Here is a 17,022-nt window from a genome sequence, read left to right as displayed (position 1 = left end):
ATTGTTATTCCTTTGTTGCAGTGGATTTAACCCACAAGGCGATGATGTTGTTTTTTTCACGCGGACGGGCACCAGACCAGATTTCATGCCATTCAGGCGGCGGAGTGGTTTTGGAGTCTCTGCTGATTAGACGATAGTTACAGTGCGGATTATCCGGCAGCAGAGGAATCCAGCTATATTGCTGCCATGCAATACGCATGCTAAAGCTATTCTGGTTAACGCTGATGCAGTCATGCATATTAATAAAAGCCTGTTGTTGTTCTTCGCTCAGACTGTTTTGCATTTGCTGGACAACCGGCCGGGCGGATTTGGCTGCATCCAGCCATGGTAAGAACAGAGTAAGCAGCAGTGACCATACCAGTAATACGCCGGCAGCCCAGTTAGTGACTGCCTGTCTGCCGCGGATATGCTGGCGGGTAATGGCCCATAGCCATAATGGAGTCAGTACGCAGGCAACAATTACCGGAAAGTAGTTTACATCGTAGCGGTAGTACGGGCTGAAATAAACTGCCCGTTCGGCCAGTTTGGCCGGCCAGCCGTAATTCATGGCAATAAAGCCCAGCCAGAGAAATACAGCCAGAAAGCCGAAAGCCATAATGCCGAACCAGTTGAGAAATGCTATGGCGTTGCGACGCAGGGCATCCAGCTGTGCTGCTCCTAATACAGCCAGCGGTGGCAGGAGAAATACTAATAAATCCTGATATTGCTGTGGCAGCAGAGCAAATACAAGCAGAGACAGGCTCAGCCAGATAATACCGAGAATACCCCAGCGCAGATTGTTCAGTTTACAGCGTGTAGCTGTCCAGATGGCTAATGGCCATGCAGGGAAAGCAAACCAGATTAGATTTTTCAGGTAATACCCAAGTGAGAAATGTGCCTCAAAATGGCGGAAACCGCCGAATGGTGCGAGGGCATGGTATTGCCACCACAAATTGAATATATTGGCAGCGGTCTGATGTAAGGCCAGTGGCCAGATCAGCATCAGCGGTAAAGCACAGAGCAGGGAGATGAGTAATACCAGATGGTAGCGCCGGCTTTGCCATTTCGAATGCAGCAGCAGACTGAATGCGATCAGAATCAGCAATAGCGGCCAGAGTAAACTGCCGGTTAAAGACAGAACTGCCAGACCGCCGCCGAGCATCATGCTGGCCATCATAATACGCCGTTCCGCCAGCGCAAAACCATACCAGCACATGGATGCACCAAGACAGAGAATCATGCTGTCGTTAATAAAGTGTGCCGGTATCAGCAGACCGGTACATCCTAATAAAATCAGTACCGCAATCCGGCCATAGCCTCGCCCGAGAAATTCTCGCGCAGAACCGCCAATACAGGAAAACGTGAGTACTATGAGGATAACATTGGTAAGACGGGTGGCTTCATAGACATCCATCCGTTTCGGGCTGAATAAATGCTGACATAAGGCAGCCAGCCATGTATATAAGGGAGAAGCATCCCAGTTTATCTCGCCAAAAATAGTCGGAACTGCCCAGTTTGAAGTTTGCCACTGACTGACGGTAGTAAACAGATAGGGTTCACCCGGTGTCCATAAATCATGATGCAGTACACCCGGCCACAGCCACACAAATACCAGTAACAGCAGCAGCCATGAACGTTTTTTGTTCATGTGAGGTGAACTGCCGGATTTTGCGGGGGTATAGGTAAGCATGAGATTCTGACTGCAATAAATGATAAATCAACGGGCTTAATGTTAGCTGAAAATGCAGCAGGCAGCCAGTTGTGGCTGCCTGTAGTCTGTATGATTAATGTAAATACCGGTTTTAATCGATATGTTTGCTGAGATTCACCTGGTCGAGAGGTACTTTACGAGTATGGTAGCGTAACTTGTGATACAGATAGAATGCTGCGAATACCGGCAGCCCCATATAGGTGATGGCAAAGCGCTGCCATTTAAAATCACCATGCAATAGTAACTGGCTGTCCTGTCCGATTATCACCAGAATACACAGTAAAAGCGCCAAAATGGGGCCGAACGGAAACCATTTGGCACGATAAACCAGAGAATTCACATCATTACCCTGCCGCACAAAAGCACGCCGGAAACGATAGTGGCTGATGGCAATACCCAGCCAGGCAATAAAACCGGTAAGACCGGATGCCGCAACAATGTATTCGTATGCACCTTCATCGACACTTTCCAGCAGGAAAATAGCCAGTACGACAATTGCTGTTGCCAGCAGTGCCAGCACAGGTACACCGCGACGGTTTACTTCAGCAAAAGTGCGGTGAGCCATGCCGTCTTTACCCATTGCATACAACATACGGGTAGATGCATAAAGACCGGAATTGCCGGCAGAAAGAATAGAAGTCAGAATCACAGTGTTCATTATGGCTGCGGCAAAAGCCAGACCGGCACGCTCAAATACCAGTGTAAAGGGCGATTTTGCAACCTGATCCACATCTGCACCAAGCAGAGCATCGCTGTTATAAGGAATAAGCAGACCAATTACCAGCATAGCCAGAATATAAAAAATCAGAATGCGCCAGAAAACCTGTTTGATTGCTTTGGGAATACTTTCCTGCGGATTTTCTGACTCACCGGCAGTAATACCGATAAGCTCTGTTCCCTGAAATGAGAAACCGGCAATCAGAAATACACCGAGTACGGTAAAAAATCCGCCTGACCAGCCATGTCCGAGAATCGGTGCATCGCCGATAGTGAAATTACTTAAGCCTATATACTGGCCGCCAAGAATACCGAAAATAGTCAGTACACCCACGCCCAGAAACACAATTACCGTAACTACTTTAATCAGAGCGAACCAGTATTCTGATTCGCCGTAGGCTCGTACAGATAAAATATTCAGCAGAAACACGAGAGCAAAAAACAGTAGGCTCCAGCTCCATGCCGGCATAAAGCGCAATGGTTCCCAGTAGGTAATGACCAATGAAGCTATGGAAATGTCGGCTGCAACGGTAATCACCCAGTTAAACCAGTAGTTCCAGCCCAGTGCAAATCCCAGTGACGGATCCACAAAACGGGCGGCATATGTAGAGAATGAACCGGAGGTAGGCAGATAAGTTGCCATTTCCCCGAGCGAGGTCATCAGGAAATACACCATAATCCCGATAGCCATATACGCCAGCAGTGCTCCTCCCGGCCCGGCATCGTGAATGGCACTGCCGCTAGCCATGAATAATCCCGTACCAATACTGCCGCCAATGGCAATCATTGACAGATGGCGGGTTTTCAGATGGCGTTTAACTTGATTGGAAGAGGAGTTGGTGTCTGTCATTCTGGTATTGAGTAAATAATCTCTGGTATACATGAATGTATGGCAGTATCCGGCATACATTCATTACTCTGATACCGGCATAATGATGCAACGGCACCATCTGAAACAATGTCCAGTGTGCTATACCAAAGTGGATTGCAGATTAATGTATAAACAGCATTTGCCGGAGTTATTATCCTTTTTGCATATACTGTTTTGCTGTAAAAACGTTCATTATAACAAATGTATTGTTGACTGGCAGGATTATTCAGCGGTTGTGTTCAGCAGGGCAGTATTTACCACTATTTAACATGATGAGATTTTCCGGCCAGCGCAATGCGGCCAGATGCATCCGGCTGTCTGCCGGTAAGATGGCATTTTTGCGCTCACGCCAGCGGGCACCTATGGAAAAATCCACACAGAATACCTGTTGCTGCTTACCCAGCCAGTGAGTTGGTGGTTCCGGAAACAGATCTTTGCGATGCTCGGCTACGCCTGCTGTGCCATACCAGCTGCGCCAGTAATGCCCGATAATTACCGCCACCGGATCAGTATATTGCTGCCACCACGGTTTTCTTACTGTAAATCGCCAGCGGCCGTTTATATAAAATGGTTGCTGAGTTAAAGCCTGAATACCGCTGGTCAGTGCACGTATAGGATTATGGCAGCTACGTAATAAATCATAATGAGCAACACCGGGCTGAAATGGCATGGTGTAGTTTTCATCTTCCAGTTCTGTTTTTAGCTGCTGTGTTTCCTGTATATAAGATTCGTACCATTCAGTCTGGCGGAAATCATCAAAAAAACGGTTCTCCCAGTAGTGATACTGTTTAATCAGAGATTTTTCACCACAATGAATCAGTTTATCAATGCTTTCCGGTAGCCATGCGGCATGTACAATGCGTAAATCGTCGCGTTGCAGAATCAATGGCCATTGTGCCATGGTTTCCTGTAGTTGCCTGCGCTTGTCTTTCGGATAATGCTGCCATGGTGCAAAACGTGTTTCATCCTGCGGACGGTTGTCAAAATACCAGCCCGAACCGTCTTTAGGATCATCAATCAATAAATTCAGTTCATGATTGCCAATGATAGTAAATGCATTTTCAGCTGCGACTGCTTGAATTACCCAGTCGAGTACAGCCGGACTATCCGGTCCGCGATCACATAAATCGCCGACAAATACCAGTTTTCTGCCATGTTTATGCCGTCCGTTCTCATCATAACCGAGAAAGTGCAATAATTGCTGTAAAGCTTCCCACTCGCCATGCACATCACCAATAACATCCAGTGCAGTACTGGCAGGAAGAGGACGGATAAATGAACATGAATCAGAATACATATATGTGGCCTGTTAAACAGACCTGACAGCTGTCTGTAGGGGTATTTCTTTGTTATAAAACAAAATTTAATGCACCAAAGTTATTAAACATAGCACAAAAATTTTACGTATGCCAAATTTACTGCAATTAATCTCTCATTTTGTGTGATTATTACCAGTATGAATAAAAATATGAATAAAATATTTAATTTCATATGGTTGCTTTTTAGAAATAGGCGGAGGATAATTTTTATGTTATATGGATATAAATTGCTTTTGCCAAACTGTCTGATTTGGGCTAAAATCTGCCACTCTTAATATTTATCAGCATCCATAGCTCAGTTGGAAGAGTGTCGGTTTCCGAAGCCGGAGGTCACAGGTTCGATCCCTGTTGGGTGCACCAGAATTTTTTAAGGGCTTTTAGTCTTGCTAAAAGCCCTTAAATTTTATACATATTTTAAATTATATATTCATGATATCTATTTAGGTAATATATCTGACATTAAATCTATTAGTTGTTGGTTTCGTCTGTTATTGAGTTCAGCTATACAGGCAAAAAGGCGCATTTCAAGTGCATTTTCGATTGCACCTCCTCCCAGAGAATAATTAAATTTACATTGGGCATCACGGTACTTAATAAATTCTTTGTTTGCTGCAGTCAAATTTGCTTTTGCTTTATTGATATAACTGGGTTCCTCATACCATTCAGAAAGTTTCTTAATCAATTTTGTTTCAGTATTTTGTAATTTTTTCTGACTTTTTAATGCTTTAGCTTTAAGGCATTCTGTCATCTCTGCTTCGGATGGAGTACTGTTGCTGCATTCTATACGTAAGTCTCGTTCGCTTGCTATAGAAACTGTTTGAGCTGCTAATGCCGATAATGGTAAATAAGTAAATAAACATATTCCAAAATATTTAATAATACTCACTTTTATTTATCCTTTCGTAAAAACTGCAATACATAATTAAGCTTTGCACAGTAAAATTTATCTCTATTGCCATTATAGTTCTTGGCTATCGAAATGGTAGATATGTCTTTCCAGCCTGTAATTACACGTTTTATGGCTCTTTTTCTATATTTGAGTTTCATATCAATTTTTAAATTCCAAGGATTAACCACTTCGGGATTCATATTTTGTAATATTTCAATAGCGGTTCGGTTTCCGAAGCCGGAGATCACCGGTTCGATCCCTGTTGGATACACCAGAATTTTTTTAAGGGCTTTTAGTAAAACTAAAAACCCTTAAATTTTATACATATTTTAAATTATATATTCATGATATCTATTTAATTGATATATATGACATTAAATTTATTAGTTGTTGGTTTCGTCTGTTATTGAGCTCAGCTATACAGGAAAAAAGAAGCATTTCAAGTGCATTTTCGATTGAACCTCCTCCCAGAGAATAATTAAATTTGCATTGGGTATCACGGTACTTAATAAATTCTTTGTTTGCTGCAGTCAAATTTGCTTTTGCTATATTGATATAGCTGGGGTCTTCATCCCATTTAGAAATTTTCTTAATCAATTTTTCTTCAGTATTTTGTAATTCTTTCTGACTTTTTAATGCTTTAGCTTTAAGGCATTCTGTCATATCTGCTTCGGATGGAGTACTGTTGCTGCATTCCATACGTAAATCCCACTCGCTTGCTATAGAACTTGTTTGAGCTGCTAATGCCGATAATGGTAAATAAGCTAATAAACATATTCCAAAATATTTAATAATATTCACTTTTATTTCTCCTATTATATGAACTTCAATACATAATTAAGCTTTGCACAGTAAAATTTATCTCTGTTGCCATTATAGTACATGGCTAGCGACATGGTAGATATCTCTTTCCAGCCTGTAATTGTACGTTTTATGGCGCCTTTTCTATATTTGAGATTAATCCCCGTTTTTAAATTATGGGGATTAACCTGTGGATTCATGTTTTTTAATATTTCAACAGTGGTTTTGTTGTTTTTTGCGATTCTATCAAAACTATCACCAGCTTTTACCTTGATAGAATAAATGGTTTTATTAGGATCTAATTTTGATTCAAAGCCGAAGTTCGCTAGTCTTTTAAGTAGATAAGCAATACCTAGGTGGATATTATGAGCACCTGTATCTATATTTTTTCTATAATTTTTTGGTACAATTAACTCATATTCTTGTTTTTTTATTGGATCTGGTGAAAGCAAATCACCTTTTCCTTGATCTCCTATATTACCAAATTGCATTGGTCTGCTATCCCACGCCTTGTGTTTTGCACCAGATTCAGTCCATAGAATAGCTTTGATATATCGCCACTCAAGATTTCTGTAATTAGGTGTATTAGCGAGATACTTGTTAAAAGCATTGACAGTTGTTTTTATTTCCTCATACCATTTATTCCATGCGTTTACCAGATATCCTCCAGATTTATTTTTAGCACATTCTTGAGCAGTGGCTTTAACACTTTCATAGGCTTTGTTAATCCGATCTTTCCATTGTTCATTAGGAGATAGATTGCAATTAATGATAAAGGGCCCTGATATAATTACTCCTTCATTGTTTATTGATTATTAAAAATAATATTTTGAATTATTTACTAAAATACTGAGATTTTACCTATGAAAATATTGTATGGTTTTTTAAGTTTATTGTTTTTTTTTTCAATTTGACTATACACAGCAAATAGCCAGTACTGAACATAGGAAAATAGTTATGTCTAAACCTGATTTTACTAATTCATTAACAGAGCAAGAAAGAGTGGATTTAATTACAACAATTAAAGTTACTATGCAGATAGTAGTTGATAATAGTTTATTAGAAGAACAAGGAAAAACTAAGTTTTTTGATTTATTTGAGCCTTTTTATCCTAAAAATGGTCCAATGAGTGCCTTCTTTATGAGTAAGAAGGAATTATTAAAAGTGACTCTTCGCAATAGTAGTAAAGATAAAATAATATGGAATAGAGGTAGTATTGGATTTGATTACAATAGGTTTGATATTAATGAGTTAAGAACCTTATTTGTTCCAGATGATTTTGATAAGCTACTAGATTTAACATTTGAAAAGGTCAATAAAGAAATTGTTGAATATGAGGGGAAAGAGGTAGGTTCTTATTATTTATATACTTATCATTGGAAATTAAATAATAAACTAAAAGTTATGTTTAAAGTGAACGATAATTTATATATTAAAGAAGATAATTATCCAAGAGATTTCTTTATGATAGATATAGTTTTAGATAACTAATTTATCTTTTTAATGATAATAAAAATAACCTTTTCCATTAAAGGCCTTTCTAGGCTTTTTTCATTCCAGTTATTTATTTACATACGTAATTATTTAATTAAATAAATAATTGTATAAATAGTGTATAGCTTCTGTTGAGTAATTGTAGACTGTTTGTAAACTATTTGTAGTCCATTTGTAAACTGTAGGAAGTGTAAAATATTATAGGCACGCTATGGACGTATACAAATTTCTACGAAATTGGTAGTCCCGTGCAACATTATGCAGGATAGACTTACATAGTTAAAAGCAATTTATCGTAAGTAGGTTTCAGTAATTTCTGGCCTAAAATGCCCCATTTCTTGGCTAATGGTTTCTAAGGCTAGTTCTCGGGGCAGTCCACTTGTTTGTAGTTCGTGCATACGTTCTTGAGCGTAGCAGTGGCGTACTCCATGTGCGCCCTCTGACCATCCTAATGCCCTATTAGCGGCTTTTGAGAAGCTGTCACTCCATTTTTTGTCACCTGACAGATCATAAAGTGCCTAGTACTTTACTCCACGATCTATTATTTCTAGTGGCTCTGGTAGTCTAGTTTGCTCTAATCGCTCCGCTAGGTCATAAGGAATAAGTACTTCTCTAACTAGGCCACCTTTGCCATGTACCGTATAAAGCTGACCTTCTCGACCCTGCACCCTGCCACTTGGTTTCTAAACAAGGCCTCTCATCCGCCTGGCGTTCTTCAACCGTTCTGATGGTTAAAAGCTCATGCGCTCGAAGTCCTGCACTATAGGCTATTTCGGTAGCTAATGACTGTTTGTCTCGTTGACTATCTGCAATCATTTCCACTTGCTCTTGAGTATAGGCTCTACTAGCTAATATTTGTTCGTGTTCAGACTTAATAACGGTTAGCGTTTCTTGCTCTGGTAAAGTACCCATTTGGTGCATCATGGCTTGTATAGCCTGACGCTCCATATCTAAGGTTTTTTGGCCTATTTCTTGACTTCGGATTTCTAGGTAGTTTATGGCTGTCTGAGAGGTTAAATCCTTAATCTCTCCAGTTAGGCCATATTCGGCCATATTTTTGGCTACTTGAACAAGACGTTCCTCGTAATTGCTAAGTGTTCTAACAGACTTAATAAAGCCACTTTTTTGTAAGCTCTTAGCGACGGATTTAGCTTGTTTTTCGGGGAGTGCTGTTTTACGAAAGCGAGCCATTTTTTTCTAACCATCGTATAACGGTTGTTAAGACAACCTTAATCCGTTTAGCACGTAGCCAACGCCGTATTTCAGTAGGGGTTACCTTAGCATTATGAAGTGCCAAAATCTCGCCTTTATAACGATCAAGCCTAGACTTTCTTTTCTTGTAAGAACTTTTCCTAATCGCCTTAGTTTGTTCTTTTAAGGCTTTGTTTGTCCTTGTTTACATCAAATGCCATCTTAGCCCTATCAATGAGGATTGTAAGAATAACTAGCCTATTGAATAAAATAGGACTTAGCGGTATACACCTATTCGCCCCTGTTTAATCTACTGTTCAAATAGATAAGGCTCGGACTGATCTCGCCTGATTTGTTTTACCTCTTAACAGAGGGGTGCTTTTACTAGCACAAAGGGAACAACCTATAAACCGATGGTTGCGATCGGGACAGCTATATTCATGGGACTGAATACGGATACTTAAAAGCTAATGTATCCCTGGGGGAAATTGACTACCTCAACGAGGAATACCAACGGTATTTACAGCTTTACGTCAACGCTGTGGGCTTTCTCTGTACAACGTACAGAATAATGAGCCTATAGTTAATCACATTGGTTATAGCTTGTCAATGTTGCTATTAAAATGTTGCGTGAATATGTTTATAATGCTTTCACCGCTAGGTATAGATACTATTTTTAATAGTTCGGCCTAGCGGTGAAAGTTGATGCAAAAAATAGTTCTGATTTTAAAAGTTATCCATGCGCCGAAGCTCCTAATTAAGCGTAGGAGGGTGGGTAACTTTTAAATAGTGGGAGCTGATTGCTTAGATGTTATTTTTTATAATGATAGCGACATTGGATAATATAAAGAGAGTCATCAACGATTTTATAAATGATGCGGTGCTCTTTATCAATTCTGCGTGACCAATAACTTGATCGATTATGTTTTAATGGCTCAGGATTACCTATCCCAGTAAAAGGATCTCTGCAAATCTCTTTAATGAGAGTATTAATCCGTTGGAGCATTTTTTTATCTGTTTTTTGCCAATACAGATAATCTTCCCAGCCAACACTAGCCCAAGCAATTATCATTCTTCTATTAGCTCATGTTGTTTAGCTAAACCAGCCTCAACCTCTGCAATACCTTTATTAATTCGTTCGGCATTAACAGGGCTTGCCATTAAATAGGCTGTTTCTTGATATGAGTTATAATCATCAAGGCTTAATAAAACAGCTTTTTGTCCATTCTGCCTAGTGATTACAATAGGAATATGGTCATCATTAACTCTATCAATTGTTTCAGCAAACCTTTTTCTAACTTCTGTATATGACATTATTTCCATAGTGCCACCTCTTCTCTTAATATATAAAGTGCTTATTATAGTACATGTACAAAAATAAGTACATTCTTGGAAGTGTTCGTTTTTGAGAATAACTTACCTAGTAGGGGTCATCTGAGAAAAGGGAAAATAAAGCCCGTTAAGCACTTTAATACAAGTGCAGATCAAGGCAGGTATAGGGATAGAGGATTTAGTTTATAACTATTTCTTCACAGGAAGATAAAAGACGCTTCGCATATATGAATGCTCTAGTTTTTACCCATGATTCATTTATCATAAAACACCAAATCGATAAAAACATCACATGGAGTATGATCAAAACGTAATATTGAGGTGGCACTAAGCTTAGGGAGTTTATATCCACATATTTATCTTTAAAATTAACAATAATTATTAAAAAGCTTATTGATAATGAGATTAAGATAATAATTATGGCTGTGGTTTTGAAAGCTAATAAATTTCTACTAAATCCATAGTTCATATTTTCTTTAAAAATTAAAGGATATTTTTGAGTATCTCTAGTTAATTCTTTTAAGTATGTGATTGCTGAAATATAATGTTGATCAGCATCATCAGGATTTTGCTGTTCTGATTTTTCGCTTACATTCTTAAAGTTTGATACCTGTAATGCCAGTTTTTTTCTATATCGTTGTTTTGTATATTTATCCAGTTGATCATTAGAGTGGCGTAAAATAATGGTTGTAGGAGCACCACCCCATTTTGCAAATAACTTATCTTGAAGTAAGTTCCCTTTTGATGACATTTGATTGGCGAGGAAGTTAATCACTCCACAAGCTAATAATATTCCTAATAGCGAACCTAATAGAGTTCTAAGTGGCTCAAACAAAATGTAAGATGTTAGTATTATTGGTAGCACAATAAATAGAGCAGGCTTCACTCGTGCTGTTAGTGAGTATCGATCAAAATAGCCCGATAAGTTTATTGATTTTAGCATACTATAGAGTGTATTCAGTTTCGACAGTTATGCTACCAAAATAATATTCAAATGTATTTTTATCTTTACATTCTAGAGTTGCTGTTGTTTGATAGTCTGGTTTTGATGAATAAAAGTGAACTTCATTATTAACTATTTCCATCGTTATGTCTCCTGCTTTATTTTGGGTTATTTTTTGATAGCCAGTATAATAATCAAGATGCCTTGATTTTGCTTCACCAATGATAATAATTTGTGGATCTAGTTTCTTTAACCAAGAGTCGGGTATTTTCCCTGACTTTCTTCCATGATGTGCTGCAAATACAATCGTGGTTTTTGTCAGTTCAATATCATCTATAATTGATTCCATAAAATCACTTTCTAAGTCACCAAGCCAAAGAATGCTAGCTCCTTTTTTTGCTTGGTAGCGTATAACAGCTGAGATATTATTATAACTTTCGCCTTTATTACAACTTTCTAAAGCGTTGGTAAAGTGTATATTATCTAATTTTGGCCATAGTATTGATAAGCCTGAGCTTCCTCGTTCATCATTACTCACATTCATCCACCTACGTGAACACCCTTTTTCAAGGTAGAACGATTTTTTAGTATCATCTCTTAATTTGCAATACCGTTTAAATGATTCTGTCTCCTCACTTTTAATAGCATTATTTTTCACAACATAAAAGTTTTGAATAGGAATTTCATCATCGAGCCAATGTATCCCGCCAAAATGATCCTCATCTGGGTGAGTTGAAATAAATCTCGATATATATTTTCCTTTGGACTGTTCTTTTATTTCTTCAATAATGTTGTCTTTATTATCCTTTGTTAGATAGCAGTCGATAATAGTAAAATTGTCAGAATTATGTTTGATATAGAACATATCTCCATTACCGACAGAAAAACTTTTTATAATACTCATAATATGTTACGTCCTTTATAACTTTTGTAAACAATGTCAGTATACAACTAAGTTAAGTTTAGCTGTAGTTCTCTAGGCTTAAATAGCACCTGATCTTTATTATTGTCATAGTGGATGTGGTAATCTGGTAGTTCGTCACTTTGAGCAAGAGATTTAATGGCTCGCCTATAGAGGCATTGCACATTATGATATGAGCGAACAGAGGCGAAATTTAGATAAAATACTATAAAAGCATGTAAAAGTATCAAAATACAGCGAAAAGCTAGAAAATGCCTAGAAACTTCTTGCGCTTTGGCTTTTCTGGCTCTGCTTCTGTTATTCCTCTACTTGTGGTTCTATCTCAGCTGTAGGTTGAGTAACTTGTTCTGTTTCTAGTGGCTGAGTAGGTTCTTCCTGAATAGGTGTTGGGTGTTCTTTTTTGTGTTCTAGTATCAATAATGCTTTGTTTAAGCATATCTATATGCGCGTCCTTTGAGGTGAGTAGTTCTCTGAGTAATTCGATTTCCTTTTTTAATGCGACATTTTCCATATTTAATACTGCGACATTATGTATATTTTTCTCGCCGCTTATCTGGGTAGTATCCTGAGTACTTAGTTCGCCAAAAACACGTAAAAGCTCTGATGTATCTATACCTTCCTTACCATCTGAACCTATAGTCTTTGATAGTTTTCCAATGGATATATATATCGCTGTATAGTTTTCCGTGTTTTCCCCACCAATTTAGATGCTTCTGTAACACTTACAATAGCCATAACTATATATCCTTAATATTTAACTAGATTTCAAGTTTCTTGAAGTATACTTTATCATTATTTACATCATAATGAATATGGTATCCTGGTAATGAATCAGTTTCTGCCAGTGATTTTACAGCACGTCTAAACTCAAAAAGTTTACTAGTGCTTCCAGTTTTTTTATGTAATACATCTAAAAATACATCCCAGTTTGGTTGTTGGCCACAATGTTTTCTTGCTATTTCATAAATACGGCGATCAAGTGGTTTACGTAATCTAAAATAGTCTTTACTAAGAGTAAGTACTTTACGAGCTTTAATAGATCGGAATAACCACTCAGGAAGAGTGACTTCAACTCTAACCATACGACCATCTTTTTCTTCTACTATTCGCCATTCGCTGATTAACCCAAAGCCTCTAGCTTCCTGTTGATTAGCTGTTTCTATATTAGTTGTAATTCCTGTACTTCTTAATCGATCTAAGGCGTCCTTTGTTCTTTCATAATCACGACCGCTTGTTGTTCTATTTGTCGTAATTAAATAGTCATAGATAGTAAAACGTACAGTCCTACTAATTTCCTCACCCTCATACTGAGCTTGCATCAACTTTGAAATACAATAAATCCATATATCTTTGTCATGGATAGTTGCTCGTCCTAGTATTTGATGAGGGACTATATCAATAGTGGCATTATTATGCTGATAATGGATTGGCCTAGTATCACCTGCTTTTAAAGCAAAAAGCGGATGTTCCATACTGGCTATATCTGATTGAAAACTAACGGTATCAAACAAATCTACAATAAAAAAATCCTTTTGTGGATGTTTAACTGGAGCTAAATGTATTTCTTTAGGCTCTTTAGGTCTTTTTAGAGCTTTTTGCTCCATTGCCTTTACTTTCCCTAGAATGCTATTATCTTTTTTAGCCATAATGCATACCTTATGCCTCTGTGTTAATGGTTAGAAAAGGTTGCTTGTTACGAGCAAGCAACCTTTTTGTATTTATACAATATCGTCATTTTACACACGATATATCAGTTATAATTTATGTACATTACTATCGTGCTTTTACACAAAGTATTTCGTGCTTTCACACAGAGTATAAAAACTACAGCATTTGCAAATACTAGCTTTGAACCCTATAAAGTTTTGCTTAATAACTATTTAATAACTTATTAATAAACTACAGCCATTTTTTGCCTGTGGATAACTTCCTATCCTAGTATTATTTTTTATCTGCTAGATCGCACTCCTAACCATCCGCTTCGCTCACCCGTTATACGGTAATTTTTAATCCTGAAACGTATTACCCGTTGTAATTGTTGCTCTAGTCGCTATAGGCTGAATTTAATTAATTTTTCTTTCTGCTAGCCTTTACGATCAGCTTTTCGCTCCTTCACAACAAAGTGCTAACGCACTTCTTATAGTAATCAGTAAGAAGGGTTCTTTTGTGGCTTGGTATGTTTTCCGTCTATTAGGAACTGTCTTTGCTGATAATAAGGGGTGGACATTAATAGCTTTTATCTATATAAACTTTGGCAATCAAAGGCTTAACATGAATTATTTTCATCTTGATTTAGCTATTTAACTTCATTTCTTGCTGTTTTTTTAATCAATGCTACATTTAAAAAACTCCTTTTAGGGGTATGGGTTTGAACGCTCATTAAACGTAATACCGCCATAGATATGACTTTGTGCTTATCTGGTGCTCTGTCATATCCGCTTTTATGGCAGGTCATAAGAGGGACACTCTTTGAGTGTGCCGTTTATTTACGTTTGGTGTCGGTTTTTTATTGGTAATCCTAGATGTTTTAGGGATGTTTTCCTTTTATTTTGAGAGGGAAATCGCTATGCTTAGTTTTTCTTTTTCTTATGTTTATTGTATTTATTTAGCTTAAATACGCCTCGATAGGAGTGTCGTTTATGTATGAGTTAGCTAATAGTACGCATTTCCACTTCTCCGTTCAGGGACTGGATACTTCTGCTAAGTTACAAGTATTATCATTTGAAGGTCTTGAGGCTATTTCCTCGAATTATGCGGTAGAGATTACATTAGTGTGTGACCATTTGCGCTTTGATAGTACGCAGTTATTAAGTAAATCAGCTTTTTTGTCATTTGATGGGGATCGCTCTACTGGTATTCATGGTGAAATCCAACAGGTGCGGCGTGGAGCTGTTGGCAAGCATTATGCGTTATTTAAAGTGATTTTAACCCCTCGCCTAACCCATTTAAAAAAGCGTGTAAATCAAAAGGTTTTTAGACAGCAGTCCGTGCCTGAGATCATTAAGGCTGTTTTGGCTGATTATGGCATGGCTGAAGGAGTTGATTTTGAGTTTACGCTTAAAGAAACCTATCCAGTAAGGGAATATACCACGCAATACGATCAAGATGATTTTAGTTTTGTTAATCATTTAGCCGAAAGTGAAGGCATTTTTTATTATTTCGTGCATTCACCCACCAGGCATAAAGTGGTGTTTGCTGATAGTAATCCGTTCTTTGCTAAACGTGACCAGGTAATTGAGTATAAATCAGATACGGGCTTTGTCGCCGATTATCCTGTGATTAAACGATTTGATATAGGCATGTCTAGCTGTACCACAGAGGCTTCATTTAGAAATTATAATTTTTCCACGATGAAGATACCCGAAGGCAATGCACAGGGTAATCAGAGTAATAAGCTCAATAAGGCTCAAGAAATCGCTTTAGAGGCGTATGATTATTCAAGCAGACATTCACTGAAGGGTGAAGGAAATCGCCTTTCTAAGATCGAAATAGAGCGTTTAAGGGCCTCTCAGGTTTTAGCTGAAGCCGAGAGTGATGTCGTGGGTTTACATGCAGGTGTATTTATTACGCTGGAAGGGCATCCATTAAAAGATACGGAGAAGCCTTGGTTAGTTCAAGAGATTAGGCATGTGGGCAAACAACCGGCAGTCCTTGAAGCCTTTGGTGATACCAACACCGCAAACAGTTCTACCCGTGCCAGTCAATTGTATAAATACTTCAATTATCCCCGTTCAGAGGCGTTACAGTTTCCCCTGGAGGATTTTAATCAAGGGTATCGTAATGTGTTTATATTATCGCCCCAGGATGTACCCTATAGACCTAAAAAATTACACTTGAAGCCAAAGGTATTAGGGGCACAGACCGCTATTGTTTGCGGCCCTGCAGGGGAGGAAATTTATTGTGATGAATACGGTCGGGTTAAAATTCAGTGTCATTGGGATCGGTTAGGCAATTATGATGAGAATAGCTCGGACTGGGTTAGGGTAAGGTCTAACTGGGCGCATAAGGGATATGGTGCTATTGCTGTTCCTAGAGTAGGGATGGAGGTACTCATTGAATACGAAGAAGGTGACCCTGATTTCCCAATGATTACGGGGGCTTTGCACAATGGCGTTAATAAGGTTCCTTACGAACTCCCTGCTCATAAGACTAAAAGTGTCTTTAAAACAAGCTCAAGCAAAGGTGGCGTAGGCTCTAATGAGTTTAGGATAGAAGATAAAGCAGGGGAAGAACAAATCTTTGTCCAGGCGCAAAAAGATTTCGATCAGCTGACTAAAAATAATCACACTATCGAAGTAAAAAACAATAGTCACCTGCAGGTGCAAAATGAGCATAGCGAAACCATTGTTAAAAACCGCTATACCAAGAATTGTGCTGAGGAGCATCATTTAACTCAGTTAGATAGAAAAACTCAAATACTGCAGAACGATTACAAAGAAGTGGCTCTCTCAGAACATACTACAGTGGGTACAATTAAAACCACTGAGGCAGGCATGGAGATCCATTTGAAGGCGGGGATGCAATGCGTGGTAGATGGTGGTCTATCGCTGACACTTAAGGCAGGTGGACAGCATATTGTATTAAACCCTGCAGGGATATGGATGACTATGCCAGTGTGGACTGGTGGTGTACCTATGGAAGGTACTCCAGCTGTACCTTTAGTGCCATTAACTAAGTCAAAAGCTGTTGAAGCGGTTTCAGCTCCTATAGTCTCATTAAAACCTTATACTTAAAATACTAATAATCTTAAATTCCATTTTAAAGATAATCATCAAGTACCTTATGCCAATACAGCCTATATTGCCTATTTGCCTGATGGTAGTACTCAACAAGGAGTAACAGATAAAGACGGG

14 protein-coding genes and 1 tRNA gene are annotated in these 17,022 nt (G+C 38.4%); 3 read left to right on the top strand and 12 right to left on the bottom strand.

What is annotated here, in order from left to right; all coding sequences use genetic code 11:
- Positions 1-4: 4 nt before the first annotated feature.
- The 3 genes from GY065_RS10630 to GY065_RS10620 form a co-directional block, all read right to left on the bottom strand.
- Positions 5-1,627: a glycosyltransferase family 39 protein gene (locus GY065_RS10630; RefSeq protein WP_232617020.1), complete on the bottom strand. Its 1,623-nt coding sequence runs from the start codon at positions 1,625-1,627 to the stop codon at positions 5-7.
- Between the two features lie 154 nt (positions 1,628-1,781).
- Positions 1,782-3,194 carry an amino acid permease gene (locus GY065_RS10625; RefSeq protein ID WP_370524053.1) on the bottom strand — a complete coding sequence of 471 codons (1,413 nt, stop codon included), beginning with the start codon at positions 3,192-3,194 and terminating at the stop codon, positions 1,782-1,784.
- A gap of 310 nt (positions 3,195-3,504) precedes the next feature.
- Complete coding sequence (locus GY065_RS10620; protein WP_174834101.1) at positions 3,505-4,575, bottom strand: metallophosphoesterase; 1,071 nt, start codon at positions 4,573-4,575, stop codon at positions 3,505-3,507.
- Positions 4,576-4,881: 306 nt separating this feature from the next.
- Between GY065_RS10620 and GY065_RS10615 the strand changes: the two genes are divergently transcribed.
- A tRNA-Arg gene (locus tag GY065_RS10615) sits at positions 4,882-4,957 on the top strand.
- 76 nt (positions 4,958-5,033) lie between these two features.
- On the opposite strand, the gene GY065_RS10610 is transcribed toward GY065_RS10615, so the two are convergent.
- The 3 genes from GY065_RS10610 to GY065_RS10600 all read right to left on the bottom strand — a co-directional run bounded on the left by GY065_RS10610 (position 5,034) and on the right by GY065_RS10600 (position 6,778).
- Positions 5,034-5,483 carry a lysozyme inhibitor LprI family protein gene (locus GY065_RS10610; RefSeq protein WP_174834100.1) on the bottom strand — a complete coding sequence of 150 codons (450 nt, stop codon included), beginning with the start codon at positions 5,481-5,483 and terminating at the stop codon, positions 5,034-5,036.
- 354 nt (positions 5,484-5,837) lie between these two features.
- Positions 5,838-6,287, bottom strand: coding sequence for a lysozyme inhibitor LprI family protein (locus GY065_RS10605; protein WP_037393333.1), 450 nt, complete (start codon positions 6,285-6,287; stop codon positions 5,838-5,840).
- A 14-nt stretch (positions 6,288-6,301) separates the two neighbouring features.
- Complete coding sequence (locus GY065_RS10600; protein WP_174834099.1) at positions 6,302-6,778, bottom strand: LysM domain-containing protein; 477 nt, start codon at positions 6,776-6,778, stop codon at positions 6,302-6,304.
- A 466-nt stretch (positions 6,779-7,244) separates the two neighbouring features.
- Between GY065_RS10600 and GY065_RS10595 the strand changes: the two genes are divergently transcribed.
- The gene (locus GY065_RS10595; RefSeq protein ID WP_174834098.1) at positions 7,245-7,778 is read left to right on the top strand and encodes a hypothetical protein; all 534 of its coding nucleotides are present in this window, start codon (positions 7,245-7,247) and stop codon (positions 7,776-7,778) included.
- 615 nt (positions 7,779-8,393) lie between these two features.
- Here GY065_RS10595 and GY065_RS13100 read toward each other — a convergent pair.
- The 6 genes from GY065_RS13100 to GY065_RS10565 form a co-directional block, all read right to left on the bottom strand.
- The gene (locus GY065_RS13100) at positions 8,394-8,972 is read right to left on the bottom strand and encodes a hypothetical protein (protein WP_202984085.1); all 579 of its coding nucleotides are present in this window, start codon (positions 8,970-8,972) and stop codon (positions 8,394-8,396) included.
- 811 nt (positions 8,973-9,783) lie between these two features.
- Positions 9,784-10,044, bottom strand: a complete 261-nt coding sequence (locus GY065_RS10585; protein WP_037393338.1) for a Txe/YoeB family addiction module toxin — start codon at positions 10,042-10,044, stop codon at positions 9,784-9,786.
- Entirely contained in the window at positions 10,041-10,295 is a 255-nt protein-coding gene (locus tag GY065_RS10580) for a type II toxin-antitoxin system Phd/YefM family antitoxin (protein ID WP_037393340.1), read from the bottom strand. The genes GY065_RS10585 and GY065_RS10580 overlap by 4 nt, the downstream gene beginning before the upstream one ends.
- Positions 10,296-10,482: 187 nt before the next feature.
- Positions 10,483-11,190, bottom strand: coding sequence for a hypothetical protein (locus GY065_RS10575; RefSeq protein WP_202984084.1), 708 nt, complete (start codon positions 11,188-11,190; stop codon positions 10,483-10,485).
- 58 nt (positions 11,191-11,248) lie between these two features.
- Positions 11,249-12,151 (bottom strand): MBL fold metallo-hydrolase, encoded by a 903-nt coding sequence (locus tag GY065_RS10570; RefSeq protein ID WP_174834097.1) that lies wholly within the window; start codon positions 12,149-12,151, stop codon positions 11,249-11,251.
- A gap of 776 nt (positions 12,152-12,927) precedes the next feature.
- Positions 12,928-13,815 carry a replication initiator protein A gene (locus GY065_RS10565; RefSeq protein ID WP_202984083.1) on the bottom strand — a complete coding sequence of 296 codons (888 nt, stop codon included), beginning with the start codon at positions 13,813-13,815 and terminating at the stop codon, positions 12,928-12,930.
- Between the two features lie 993 nt (positions 13,816-14,808).
- Here GY065_RS10565 and GY065_RS10560 point away from each other — a divergent pair.
- The gene (locus GY065_RS10560) at positions 14,809-16,902 is read left to right on the top strand and encodes a type VI secretion system Vgr family protein (RefSeq protein WP_174834096.1); all 2,094 of its coding nucleotides are present in this window, start codon (positions 14,809-14,811) and stop codon (positions 16,900-16,902) included.
- Positions 16,903-17,022: the final 120 nt, after the last annotated feature.

Origin of the sequence: Snodgrassella sp. ESL0323 (genome assembly GCF_013346865.1) — a bacterium.
Taxonomy (GTDB): domain Bacteria; phylum Pseudomonadota; class Gammaproteobacteria; order Burkholderiales; family Neisseriaceae; genus Snodgrassella; species Snodgrassella alvi.
This window is presented reverse-complemented; position numbering and strand designations above follow the sequence as displayed.